General features: G+C 63.7%; 10 protein-coding genes and 3 pseudogenes. All 13 read right to left on the bottom strand.

The features are described from left to right. Positions 1-903 (bottom strand): annotated as a pseudogene (locus AWC17_RS02390) (IS256 family transposase); the annotation flags it as partial. A 4-nt stretch (positions 904-907) separates the two neighbouring features. Further along, complete coding sequence (locus AWC17_RS33780) at positions 908-1,291, bottom strand: transposase (protein WP_057969888.1); 384 nt, start codon at positions 1,289-1,291, stop codon at positions 908-910. Positions 1,292-1,333: 42 nt separating this feature from the next. Further along, entirely contained in the window at positions 1,334-2,461 is a 1,128-nt protein-coding gene (locus tag AWC17_RS02385; RefSeq protein ID WP_224112882.1) for an integrase, read from the bottom strand. Between the two features lie 140 nt (positions 2,462-2,601). Continuing rightward, entirely contained in the window at positions 2,602-2,928 is a 327-nt protein-coding gene (locus AWC17_RS02380; RefSeq protein ID WP_007168431.1) for a helix-turn-helix domain-containing protein, read from the bottom strand. A gap of 29 nt (positions 2,929-2,957) precedes the next feature. Then, positions 2,958-3,548: pseudogene (locus tag AWC17_RS02375) on the bottom strand (tyrosine-type recombinase/integrase); the annotation flags it as partial. A 7-nt stretch (positions 3,549-3,555) separates the two neighbouring features. Beyond that, complete coding sequence (locus AWC17_RS02370; RefSeq protein ID WP_046184758.1) at positions 3,556-4,908, bottom strand: IS30 family transposase; 1,353 nt, start codon at positions 4,906-4,908, stop codon at positions 3,556-3,558. A 97-nt stretch (positions 4,909-5,005) separates the two neighbouring features. Next, positions 5,006-5,473 (bottom strand): annotated as a pseudogene (locus AWC17_RS33955) (site-specific integrase); the annotation flags it as partial. Positions 5,474-5,895: 422 nt separating this feature from the next. Continuing rightward, positions 5,896-6,654, bottom strand: coding sequence for an SDR family NAD(P)-dependent oxidoreductase (locus AWC17_RS02360; protein ID WP_007168427.1), 759 nt, complete (start codon positions 6,652-6,654; stop codon positions 5,896-5,898). A 25-nt stretch (positions 6,655-6,679) separates the two neighbouring features. After that, positions 6,680-7,828 (bottom strand): acyl-CoA dehydrogenase family protein, encoded by a 1,149-nt coding sequence (locus AWC17_RS02355; protein ID WP_007168426.1) that lies wholly within the window; start codon positions 7,826-7,828, stop codon positions 6,680-6,682. A gap of 7 nt (positions 7,829-7,835) precedes the next feature. Next, complete coding sequence (locus tag AWC17_RS02350; RefSeq protein WP_007168425.1) at positions 7,836-8,612, bottom strand: enoyl-CoA hydratase/isomerase family protein; 777 nt, start codon at positions 8,610-8,612, stop codon at positions 7,836-7,838. After that, positions 8,609-10,285, bottom strand: coding sequence for a long-chain-fatty-acid--CoA ligase (locus AWC17_RS02345; RefSeq protein WP_007168424.1), 1,677 nt, complete (start codon positions 10,283-10,285; stop codon positions 8,609-8,611). The genes AWC17_RS02350 and AWC17_RS02345 overlap by 4 nt, the downstream gene beginning before the upstream one ends. A 9-nt stretch (positions 10,286-10,294) precedes the next feature. Then, entirely contained in the window at positions 10,295-11,470 is a 1,176-nt protein-coding gene (locus AWC17_RS02340) for a thiolase family protein (RefSeq protein WP_019732177.1), read from the bottom strand. Then, positions 11,467-12,315 (bottom strand): CoA transferase, encoded by an 849-nt coding sequence (locus tag AWC17_RS02335; RefSeq protein ID WP_042909893.1) that lies wholly within the window; start codon positions 12,313-12,315, stop codon positions 11,467-11,469. Before AWC17_RS02335 ends, AWC17_RS02340 begins: the two co-directional genes overlap by 4 nt. Positions 12,316-12,478 lie beyond the last annotated feature (163 nt).

Genomic DNA, 12,478 nt, shown 5'->3' with positions numbered 1-12,478 from the left:
GGCGGCACTGACCGCCTAAACCACCAAGTCGAAGAATCACACGACGACGTCGTACACCACGTCCCTGGACTTGACCGCAATCTGCATCGTCCCTCCGCAGGTTCTTGCCTCCTGGACGACTGCAGATAATCACGTCCACCACGCAGAACCTGGGATCTGAACGCCTCGTGTCGGACATCAAGGACACCGCCCGGAGGACTCCAGATAACAATTGCGTTGGTGCTACACAGAACCCGCCGAATCTCGGTGTCGTAATCCAGGAACGGGATGAACTCATTCCAACACGACTGCCACAGTCGGATCAGGGCCGGATATCGGCTGCCCCAGCGGTCGGCGAGCGCCTCGAGCGCCGCTTCTGCGGCCGCCGCTGTCGGGGCGGTGTAGATCGGTTTGAGATCGCGGCGCAGGGCGTCCCAGTGCTGGCGCGGTACGTAGCGGAAGCTGTTGCGGATCAGATGCACGGTGCAGGCCTGCACGATGGTGGCCGGCCACACCTCACCGACAACGTCGGGCAGCCCCTTAAGTCCGTCGCAGATCAAGAAGAACGTGTCGGTGACGCCTCTGTTGCGCAGGTCGGTCAATACGGCGAACCAGAACTTGGCTGATTCCCCGGCGCCGTCGCCGGCCCACAGTCCGAGCACGTCCTTGTGCCCGGCCAGATCGACCCCGATCGCGGCGTAGAACGGTCGGTTGGCGACCTGACCGTCGCGCACTTTCACGCTCAGCGCGTCGATGAAGATTGCGGCGTAGACGGAGCGGCCGCGCGGTCCACTCCGCCATGTCGGCCAGGACCTTGTCGGTGATCCTGCTGATGGTGTCCGGGGAGATCTTGGCGTCGTAGAGCTCGTCGAAGTGGGCGGCGATCTCCCCGGTGGTCAATCCCTTGGCATACAACGACAACACGATCTCATCGACCCGGGTCAACCGGTGTTGATGCTTTCTTGACGATCTGGGGCTCGAAGCTGCCGCCGCGGTCGCGGGGCACGGCGATCTCGACCGGTCCGACCGTGTCGGTCAACACGGTTTTGGTGCGGGTGCCGTTGCGTGAATTCGGCGCCCCCCGCCCGGCCGGATCGTGCTTGTCATAGCCGAGGTGATCGGCGAGCTCCTCTTCCAGCGCGGTCTCGACCACCGTCTTGGTCAGCGCCTTAAGCACCCCGTCAGCGGTATCGGCGAACGACACCCCGCGGGCCTGGGCCGCCCGCACCAGCTCGCGGGCCGTCGCCAGCTCCTCCGGTGTCGGAGAGCTGACCATCACTTCATCATCGTGGACATCGGCTGTTGCTGTCACAGCCCTCATCGTTTCGGTCATCGTGGACCTTCCCCGCCAGGCTCACACCCGGCGTGTCGGGCCACTTACACCGAATTTCGGATACTCCCTCGCGGTGGTGTAGCGCCGCGCGGTGTTGTGGGAGATGCCGAAAACGAGAGAGACAGATGCAGCGGGTCGGGGCCTGCGGTCAGCGCTTCGTGAAGGATTCGGTCGGCACGGATGCGTTCGATCGTGAACCCATTGTCGCTCAACGATTGTTTCACCGATGTTTGACTCACCGGCGTTGTGCGCAATGCAGTTTTCGTCGTGAGTAGAACGTGCCGGTTCGGAGTGTGGGGCCATCTGTCCCGGCGGTGGTCGAGCCATGTGATCAGCGCTCTGTGGGTGAGCTCGCCGAGCCGTTGGTTGTCCAGCAAGGGTGATCCGCCGGTTCGGCAGGTCAATGTCGTCGAGCACCAGTTTGCGTATAACGCTTGTGCGGCAGGCATGTTCGACGCTCAATGCCACAACTAGGCGTGCACGCGGTTCGCTCGCGAGCTGTTCGATCGAGCGCACCTCATCATCGGTGATGGGCACGAGGTCTTGGTCTACTGGTTGGCTCTTCAAACCCGCTGTTGGGTTGCTGAAGACCAGACCATTCTTCTTGGCGTGCCGGAACAGCGACCGCAGCGCCTTGATCAGATTGTGGCACTGGTTTCCCTGAAACGGCCGCAGCGTCGCGTCGACGTCGGCCCTGGTGACCTCCCTGAGATGGTCGTAGGAGGTGGACCAGTGCGCGAGAAGGGGCCTGACCGCGCCGAAGTAGCTGTAGAGGGTCCTGGGCGATCGTGGGCGAGCACGTGCGCCGCCGACCAACAGGGTAAGGAGCCAGTGGTGCGACGGCTCGGCGAACCCTGGCGGAAGTTCCGCGGTGACGCGGTCGATCCAGGCACGGATCGGAGGTTCGGTGTCGTCTGTCAGCAGGTCGAAGTGGGAGAGGATTTCGACAAGCCTGCGACGGGACGCGAGCCGATGCGGCCGTGTTCGAACCTCTTTGAGCGGCACGCGATCACCGGGGGGCCGACCGGCCAGAAGGGTGACCAGGGCGTCGAGGCATCGGTTTGTGGTCTCACCGCACCAATCGTGGGCGGCAGCGCGTTCCCGGGCGTATACCGCAGCGGCCACGAGCACGGGGTCGTCGGATTCCAAGGCTGGATGCCGCCGGGGCGGGCGAGCAGGCAGTCCCGCCTTTCCGCGATAGTAGTGCGCTTTTTTTGAACAGCTTCTGCCGCAGTATTTTTGGTCGCGGCGACCGTTGGCTGGCAGTTCGGCTCCGCATTGCAGGCAATTCATCGCGGCGGCAGCGACCTTCCCGTCCGAGCGCGCGGGGTGACGGGACGTGCCTCACCGGCCGCAGCGGCGGCCTCCTCGCTACCCTTCGGCGTGGGTGCGGCCACGGTTTCGGGCTCGGGGATCAGCAGTTCGTCGATGGCGCAGTCGAGCACGGCGCAGAATACATCGAGATCGTGGAGCTTGATGGCGTTGGGGTTGCCCGACCACAAGCCCGACATCTTGCCGGCGCTGATCACCAGGCCGCGCTCGGCCAGCATCCGTTGGAGTTCGCTGGCCTTCCAAATGCCGCGGTTGGCCGCGGTCAGGCGTAGATTCCACTTCATTGAGCCAATCCTTAAGTTCGTAGGTGCAGTTACTTCGTGTTGTTACGTTGTGCTGTGACCCAGGCATCTTCGACGTGGGTGGCGTGGACGTGGATATATCGAGCCGTCGTGGCCGTCCAGGCGTGACCACATAATTCCTGGATGGCGAACAGGTTCATTCCGCCGAGGTAAAGCTGGGACGCGCAGAAGTGCCGCAGCACATGCGGGGTCAGCTTCCCCGACCACGCAGGCAGATGCCGGTCCGCCGCCTCCGCCAACGATCGGCGATAGACGTCAGCTGTCGCGCGCATGCACGTCCCGTCGATGTTCTTGCGTTCGGACGGAAACAGTGGCGCGGCATGGCTATTCGGGTCGATATCGAACAGTCCAAGCACGTCTTCGATGAACCATCTCAGGCTGCGGTCGGCGCCGTTGATCAGCGGCACCAGTCGCGGTTTGGGGCCTTTGCGGCGTGATCCCTTGCCGTGACGGACGTTCAGCTTGCCGAACCGCCCCAGCTCCCACCGCACATCGTCGAGGTCGAGCATCCGCGCCTCGTTGATGCGCAGTCCCACGTCGGCCGCCAGCCGGGCGACCGCGTAGTTGCGGGCGGCCGGGGCGAACTTGCGGCAGGTGACCAGGCTGGATTCAATCGGTCGTTGCAACACCGGCTTGCTGAAGTGAGTGTAGGTGTTCGTTGAACGCTTCGGCCGGGGTGCGCCATCCGAGGGTCTTGCGTGGTCGGGTGTTGAGGGTGTGAGCGATCGCCGCGATGTCGTCGGCGTTCCACCGGGATAGGTCGGTGCCCTTCGGAAAGCATTGGCGCAACAGGCCATTGGTGTTCTCATTCGTGCCACGCTGCCACGGACTCTTCGGGTCGGCGAAGTACACCTTGACCCCGGAGGCGATCGAGAACTGGGCATGCGCCGACAGTTCCTTTCCCCGGTCCCAGGTCAGCGACCGGCGCAGTTCCTCGGGCAGCGAGGTGATCGTCTGCGCTAGGGCGTTGGCCATCGTGAGGGCGCCGTAGCCGGCCAGAGCCGGCCCGTTCTTGGTCCGCGGAATCAGCCCGTATCCGGCCTCCCGCGGAAGATGGATCAACATCGTGAACCGACTGCTGCGCTCGACCAGCGTGCCGATCGCGCTGCGCTGCAACCCGATCAGCAGATCTCCCTCCCAGTGTCCCGGGACCGCGCGATCAGCGACCTCCGGCGGCCGAGCGCTGATCAACGTCTCCGGCGTGACGTGCGCCCACGCTTTCTGCCGAGACCGTGCCCGCGGCACCCGCAATGCCCGACCCCGGCGCAGGCAGGTGATTAAGTCCCGCTTGAGCGCACCGCGGCTTTGCACGTAGAGCGCTTGGTAGATGGCCTCGTGGCTGATCCGCATGGATTCATCATCAGGGAAGTCAAGCTTGATCCGATGGGCGATCTGCTCAGGACTCCATGCTGTCACCCAGGCCCGATCCCCTCGGTGCGGCTTGTTGCGTCCCTTCCACGGCGTCGCGGCCGGACCAGCCATGATCTGCCCGTAAGCGCCACGAACGACACCGGAGAGCTTGTCCTGGACGTACTGGCGCAGCCGGTCGTTGCCGACCAGCTTGGCCGTCTTCGGGCGCCTCGCCCGCCTTTCGGCATGCCACTGCGCGACCGAGGCCTTGTAGTCGAGCCGATACGTGCGCGTCGAGGCGTTACGGCGCAGCTCACGCGAGATGGTCGACGGCGCCCTGCGCAGCCTCCTGGCTATCTCGCGCACTCCGGCACCATGGGCACGCCATAAAGCGATGTCTTCGCGCTCATTCGAGGATAGGTAGCAGCCCGAAACAGTTTCTGGCAAGCGTGGATTCACGCCGCCAGCATGGCGGAACCAGCGGAACCCGACCGGCGAAGACACGCCCGCTTCGGTAGCGGCGTCCTCGGTCATCGCTCCGGCAGCGATCCCCGCCCAGAACCGGACCCTGTCCTGCCGCCAGGCCACCGACGGCCGCCCCGGGGAGGGCATCTGCCCCCGATACGCACGAACCTCCAACTGCCGCTTCCCATACGCCACCACACACCTCCGAGGAATCGAGGTGTTGCAACGACCGATTGAATCCAGCCAGTTCCTGGCGCCACCCGGCGAACAGCTGCTCCACCTCGTCGGCGGTCGGAGGGATACGCAGCTGCGGATCGACCGAGGCTCGCGGCCGGTTGATCTCGTCCAGCGGGCACTCGACGACCCGACCTGTCATGTTGTGCAGGTCGATCTTGTGCCGAAGCTCCAAGAACTGGAAGTACACGGTCAGTGCCGCCGCCCGCCCGGTGCGAGTCGAGGGGTTGGCGTCGCGCAGCACCTTGCCGAAATAGACGTCGACATCGGCGGGCCGCATCTCCCACAGCGGCCGGCCGAACCAGTCGTGGATCAGCTCGAGGTGGTTGATGTCGTTGCGGATCGTGCTGTCGACCAATCCGGCCGACGCCCGTGCCAGCACGAACCCGGCCAACACATCGGTCTCGAAGTCGGCAAGCTCCTCCTCGCTCGCCGGTACTCGATGTTCCCGCAGATCGCGGACCACAGCCAGAGCCAACCCACGCCTCCTCGACTTCACCTAAAGTGAAGAAACATCATCTGATCAACTATTCAGTCAGCAAGAATGATGCCGGTTCATCAGAGAGTTTTGATGGAGGGACACGCCAACAACGGCTGTTCCAGGCGTTGAAAGGGCTAACGGGCGATACCCGTGGGCTCAGGAACTCGTCGACTGTTGGCTAACGTGACTAAGCCTCTCTCTCTCCGACTCCGACTCGGAGTGACGAAGACGAAACTGCGTTCACGCTCGTTGCGCATCTTGCAACGCAGTGCCTGGCCCACCGATGCCACCACCCGCCGCTCGCTCAGCCGCGATTTTCCGTGTTCGTTCACATGGTCGACGACGACGCGGACACTGTCCTGCACGTTGATTCTCTCCTGGAGTTGTGGGATCCAATCAGCAACTCTGACGGCCGGACATCACCTCGGAGGCATCCGTACTGCGCCATCGAGACGGATCGTCTCGCCGTTGAGCATCGGATTCTCAACGATGGCTACGACCAGGTGTGCGTACTCGGCAGGATCACCGAGTCGGTTTGGGTGCAACGTCAGCGCCTTGAGAGCGGTTAGCGCAGCCTCTGGAAGTGAGTTGAGAAGCGGGGTTTCGAACAGCCCCGGAGCGATCGTGTTGACCCGGATCAAGTACGACGACAGATCACGCGCGATCGGCAGCGTCGCCGCCATCACACCTCCCTTGGAAGCGGAGTAGGCCGCCTGCCCGATCTGGCCGTCGAAGGCCGCGCCGGAGGAAGTGTTGACGATCACGCCACGCTCGCCGCCGACGGGGTCGTTCTGCGACATTGCGTATGCGCCCAGGCGCACGACGTTGAAGGTCCCGATCAGGTTGATCTTGATTACTTTCTCGAACGCGTCGAGCGGGAAAGGGCCCTTCTTGCTGACGGTCTTGGTGCCATCGCTGACGCCGGCGCAGTTGACGATGATACGCAATGTCTTGTCCGCGTTGGCGATCTCGATGGCCCTGGTCACTGCATCCTCGTCGGTGACGTCGGCGGGCGCGAACCGGACGGTGTCGCCGAGGAGGCTTAGCGCGTCCGTGTTTGCATTGGGCAGGTCGACGGCGACCACCCGCGCTCCGGACCGCGCCAGCGTCTCCACCGTCGCCAAACCGAGCCCGGACGCGCCACCGGTGACGACCGCGCTGCTAGCTGCGATGTCCATTCGGCTGCTCCTTTTGTGTGTCTGTCTACAGGCTTCGCGCGATCAGCACCTTCATGATCTCGTTGGTGCCGCCGTAGATCTTCTGCACCCGAGCCGCCGCATACATCTGCGCGATCGGGTATTCCATCATGTAGCCGTATCCACCGAAAAGCTGCAGGCACTTGTCAGTGACCTCTACTTGTTTGTCAGATCCCCACATCTTGGCTATCGATGCGGTTGCGGCATCGAGTTTTCCGTCGAGGTACCGGCCGGTGCAGTAGTCGATCAGCGCCTTGCCGGCCAGCACCTCCGCCTTGCATTCGGCCAGCACGAACTTGGTGTTCTGGAAGGCGAGGAGGGGCTTGCCGAACGCGGTGCGCTCCTTGACATAACGGATCGTCTCTACTACCGCCGCCTCCGCCATCGCGATCGCCTCGACCCCGATGGTCAACCGCTCGCGCGGAAGTTGCTCCATCAACTGGGCGAAGCCCTTGCCCTCAACGCCGCCGAGCAGGTTTGCGGCCGGCACCCGCATGTCGGTGAACGCAAGCTCCCGGGTGTCCTGGCCGTGCTGGCCGACCTTCTCCAGAACCCGGCCGCGCTGGAAACCCGCCAGCCCTTCGGTTTCGGCCACCATCAGCGACAGTCCGGACTCAGTTTTGGCCACGATCACCACCAGGTCGCAGTGGGAACCGTTGGAGATGAAGGTCTTCGAGCCGTTGATGACGTACTCGTCGCCGTCGCGAACCGCGGTGGTGCGAATCGACTGCAGGTCTGACCCGGTGCCCGGTTCGGTCATCGCGACGGCGATCACCATCTCCCCGCTGACCATCTTCGGGATCCAGCGCTTCTTCTGCTCCTCGGAGGCATACTCGGCGATGTAGTGGGAAGCCAGCGTCGAATGCACGGAGAAACCGAACGCGGTGTCGTGCGCGTAGGCGCGCTCCTGCATCACCACCGCCTCGTGACCGAAACTGCCGCCACCACCGCCGTATTGCTCGGGCAGGTCGAGGCCCAAAAGCCCGGCAGCGCCGGCTTTGTTCCAAAATTCTCGGTCCACCTTCTGCTGTTTCGCCCACCTGGCTTGGTTGGGAGTCGCTTCCTTGCGGAAGAACTCGGCGGCGTGCTTGCGCAGGAGTTTTTGATCCTCGGTCTCCCACGGAACGACGTAGTCCGGGAATAAGAGTCCGGGCATGCTTTACCTACTTTCCGGTGAACTGGGGCGCGCGCTTGGCGAGGAATGCCGCCTGGCCCTCGTGACTGTCGGCGGAATGCACCGCCACGTAGAAATTCCGTTTCTCGTGTTCGAGTCCCTGCGTCAGTGATGTCTGAAACGCGTGCACAGCGGCATCCTTGGCCAGCGCCACCGCTAGCGGGGAGTTCGTCGCGATCCGTTGCGCCATCGCCAGCGCCCGTGGCACGGCCTCGCCGTCGGCGACGACTTCGGCTACCAACCCTGCATCGCACGCCTCCTGGGCCTTGATGGAATCGCCCGTCAAAAGCATTGCCATAGCCTTGGATTTGCCGATCGCCCGAATGAGGCGTTGAGTTCCGCCAGCGCCAGGGATTGCGCCGATCTTCACCTCGGGAAGTCCGAATTGGCCCGACTCGCCGGCGATGACAATGTCGCAGGCCAACGCCAGCTCACAGCCGCCCCCGAGTGCGTATGTCTCGACCGCGGCGATGACCGGCTTCGGAAACGCAGCCAGTATCGACCAGAAGCTCTCATTGGACTCTCCGGTGACCAGTGGCCGGGCCCGGATCTCGTCGAACGCCGTGATGTCGGCGCCGGCGCAGAACATGCCGTGGGCGCCCGCGATGACCACGGCCAACACGGCCGTGTCGGACCGCAACGCCGCCAGCTCGGCCCCCATCGCGCCCAACAGCTCGTCGTTGAGGCTGTTCTTCGACTTCGGGCGATTGATCTCCAGCAGGGCCACCGCACCGTCGCGAGTCGATCGCAAAATTTGTTTGTTCACGTGACCGCATCCCGGTAAACGTCGGCGTGTTCGGCCCGCAGGATCTTCTTGTCCAATTTGCCGACACTGGTGCGCGGCAACGCCTCGACGAAGAGAACCGCGTCGGGCATCTGCCACTTGGCGAACTGCCCCTGCAGACAACCGACGATGTCATCGCGGGTCAGCACGCCACCTTCGACGGGCACGACGATGGCCAGCGGACGTTCCTGCCACTTCGGATGGCTGATCCCCACAACCGCGGCCTCCTTCACCAGCGGATGTCCGACGATGGCGTTCTCCATATCGATAGAGGAAATCCATTCACCGCCGCTCTTGACTACGTCCTTGAGGCGGTCGGTGAGCTTGAGATACCCGTTCGGGTAGATTGTGCCGACATCGCCGCTGCGCCAGTAACCGTCGAGGAAGCGGTCGGCGTTGTCGTCGTCGTCGAGCTGGTGGTATCGCTCGATGACCCAGGGCCCACGCATCAGTACCTCGCCGACACTCTTACCGTCGTGCGGCAGGTCATTGCCGTTGTCGTCGACGATCCGGATGTCGATACCGGAAGCGGGCAGCCCTTGAAAACGCTTGAAATCCCATTTCTCGTCGTCGGTGATCGTGCCCTGCAGGGACGGTTTGATGCCCATGTTCATCGTGATCAGCGGCGTCGTCTCGGTCGCACCGTAGCCCTGCACAAAATCGGCGCCGGTGAGCTCGTGGAAATCGCGCATCAGCGACTTCGCCGGCTCGGTCGCACCGGACAGCAGTCTCGTCCTGCTGAAATCTGGCTTCACAGCAAGGGTCTTGATGTAGTCCAGCATCGGCTGGAAAATCGCCGGTGCGCCGTTCGCGACGGTCACATTCTCCGCGATCATCACGTCGACGAGCATTTGCGTGTTCTCGGCCAGGTAGCGGCCGGGTAGGATCACCTTCGCCGCGGTCCACATCGCGGTGTGCGGAAGCCCCCACGACTGGCCGTGAAACATCGGGGTGATGAGCATCGCGGTGTCCTCGCGACGGAGATTGATCGCTGCTGCCATCGCCATCGCGTGTAGGTAGCTGCCACGATGCGAGTAGTAGACGCCCTTCGGCCGACCCGTCGTTCCCGATGTGTAACACGCGCTGTAAGCAGAGGTTTCGTCGATGACCCGCCAGTCGATCTCGGTGTCGGACTCGGCCATCAGGTCCTCGAGGTGAAAGACGTTTTCCAGCGTGGTGTCGATCTCGGTGAGCGGCTTATCCGACATTACGATCCAGCCCTTGACCTTCGGCACGTGTGGAGCCAACGCCTCGGCGACCGGAAGGAGTGTCTCGTCGACCAGGATCCATTGCGCCTCGGCGTGGTCAGTGACGTAGCTCAGGTCTTCGGTGGCCAGCCGCAGATTCATCTGCAGCATCACCGCGGCGATGCCGGGAATGGCCCAGCTGAGCTCAAAGTGCCGCTTGCTGTTCCAGTCGAGCACTCCGACTGTGTCGGCCGGGCCGATCCCTATTCCTCTGAGCGCGTTCGCCGCCCGCTTGACCCGAACGTACAAGTCTGCGTAGGTGTACCGCTGCCAGTCGCCCTCCGTGGTGCGGTAGACGACCTCTTGCTCGGGATAGGTGCGCGCCGCATGTCTGATCAGGTTGGTGGTGTTGAGCTGGTAGTGGTCGCCGTGCGTCGACGGCACGCCCTTCACGATTTCCCTGACCATGTCTGTGCCTTAGATTCGTTCGATGATGGTGGTGTTGGCGGTTCCGCCGGCCTCGCAGATGGTCTGCAGGCCGTAGCGCTGTCCGGTGCGCTCGAGTTCGCACAGCAGATCGGTGAGCATGCGGGCCCCGGTCGACCCGAGCGGATGCCCGATTGCGACCGAGCCTCCGTTGACGTTGAGCTTGTCATCGGGAATGCCGAACTCGCGTTGCACCATCAGCGGCACCCCGGCGAAGGCCTCGTTGACCTCGAACAAGTCGATGTCGCTGACACTCAGGTTGGCGCGCTCGAGCGCCCTGTGGGTGGCGTCCAGTACCGCGGTGAACTGCAGTACCGGGTCCGCCGCGGCGACCGTCATCGCCAGGAACCGCGCCCGCGAAACCAGCCCGCTGCGTTCTGCGTAGCCACGCTCGGCGATCAGCAACGCCGCTGCCCCGTCGCTGATCTGGGAAGAATTGGCCGCGGTTGTGCGGCCGTCGGCCGCGAAAACAGGCTCCAGCGACGCGATCTTCGCCGGATCCAACTGCTCACGGATTCCTTCGTCGGCACTGACGGGCGCCGCCGACGGATCCAGCGGATCGACGGTGATCGGCACCAACTGCGCGCGAAACTTTTTCGCCCGGGTCGCGGCGAATGCTCGCTCATGGCTTCGGATACTGAATTCGTCGAGTTCCTCGCGAGAAATACCGAACTTGGAGTTCAGCAACTCCGACGCCGCCCCTTGCGCCACCAAGTTGTCGTCGTAGCGGGCCAACTCCACGGGCGAGTACTGCGGACCGAGCGGCGCGCCCGGCATGAACGACGCAGGCATCGGCACCTGCGACATCGACTCCACACCGCACCCAATCGCCAGCTCGTAGATGCCCGCGGTGACGCCGAATGCAGCGAAGTTGACCGCCTGCTGACCGGACCCGCATTGGCGATCAATGGTGACCGCCGGCACCGATTCGGGTAGACCCGCAGCCAGCACCGCGTGCCGCCCGATATTTCCGGACTGGTGCTCATGCTGCATCGCACAGCCGACGATGACGTCATCGATGTCTTTGGCATCGATCGCACTGCGCTCCACCAGGTTTCGCAAGGTGTGACCGAGCAAGTCGGCCGGATGCCACCGGCTCAAAGCGCCACCTCGTTTACCCACCGGCGTGCGCACCGCCCCGACAATCACTGCTTCGCGCGCGTTCAATGTTCCACTCCTTGTTCCGGTGTACGAATTCCAACGATGGGGATGTCAACCGTCTCGGCGACTTCTTCCCAGTGGCGCGTGCTTTGTCCGGCAAAGACTCGTGCGAGATCCTCGTAGGTATCTGCTGCGCCCAGGACCTCGAGGGTCCGCTTCTGGAAATGCGGTTCGATTGCGCCCAGGGCGATATAGCCGTCGGCACTGGCGTAGATCCCGTAGGTCGGAGTCGCGCCACCGAGCGGGTCGCCGGGCCCTGCGACGCCGTACCGCACGGCTGCGCCGGCGTCGGCTGCGGCGTCCGCCAGTACGATCCGGACGTGTTGGCCGGCACCGGAATTCGGCCTATCAAGCAGCGCCAACAGGGCCCCGGACACGGCACGTTCGGCACCCAGGAGGTCCACGACCGGAACCGCCGGCATCAACGGGGGCTGCAGGGTGCCGTGCGTGGCCTGATAGGTCAGGTCGTGGCCAGGACGCTCCTCGAGGTCACCGTCGTAGCCCACGATTTCGACGTGACAGAGCCCCGGATACCTGACATGCGCGTCGTCGAGCCCGAGCCTGCGTAGCGCCGAAGGGCGCATGGCGGTGAGCAACACATCGGCGGAAGTCAGCTCGACGTCCAGCTTGGCGCGGTCGCCGGCGTCCTTGAGGTCCAGAACCAAGACCGTCTGCTTGCTGGCGAGCTCTGCGTACCAGCCGGGCGCGACCGCGGCCAAGGGATCTCCGGTAGGGGGCTCCACCTTTGTTACCGACGCGCCGAAGCGCGCCAGCCGTGCCGCCGCGAGCGGGCCCGGGATGTTCACCGCAAGCGACACGATGCGAACGCCGTTCAGACTGCCCTGCACCATGTGGTCCTTCAATTGATACCGTACGACTGTACAGGAAGCTTCCTATCTGTACAAGAAGTGATGTTCACTGTACACTTGCCCGGAACGAAGGAGAATCTCAATGACGTTGTCAAGCCGCCGCAGTAGTGGTTGCGGGTTGGTAGACAGCGTGGTCGCGCAGCAT

The sequence above is a fragment of the Mycobacterium nebraskense genome, assembly GCF_002102255.1.
GTDB lineage: Bacteria > Actinomycetota > Actinomycetes > Mycobacteriales > Mycobacteriaceae > Mycobacterium > Mycobacterium nebraskense.
The sequence above is the reverse complement of the archived record's forward strand: the minus strand, read 5'-3'. Positions and strand labels throughout refer to the sequence as shown.

What these genes read in the sequence shown, in the direction of transcription:
- AWC17_RS02380 (WP_007168431.1), bottom strand. Translation starts at nt 2,928, where the DNA reads ATGAAGTGGAATCTACGCCTGACCGCGGCCAACCGCGGCATTTGGAAG.
- AWC17_RS02370 (WP_046184758.1), bottom strand. Translation starts at nt 4,908, where the DNA reads ATGCCCTCCCCGGGGCGGCCGTCGGTGGCCTGGCGGCAGGACAGGGTC.
- AWC17_RS02360 (WP_007168427.1), bottom strand. Translation starts at nt 6,654, where the DNA reads ATGGACATCGCAGCTAGCAGCGCGGTCGTCACCGGTGGCGCGTCCGGG.
- AWC17_RS02355 (WP_007168426.1), bottom strand. Translation starts at nt 7,828, where the DNA reads ATGCCCGGACTCTTATTCCCGGACTACGTCGTTCCGTGGGAGACCGAG.
- AWC17_RS02345 (WP_007168424.1), bottom strand. Translation starts at nt 10,285, where the DNA reads ATGGTCAGGGAAATCGTGAAGGGCGTGCCGTCGACGCACGGCGACCAC.
- AWC17_RS02335 (WP_042909893.1), bottom strand. Translation starts at nt 12,315, where the DNA reads ATGGTGCAGGGCAGTCTGAACGGCGTTCGCATCGTGTCGCTTGCGGTG.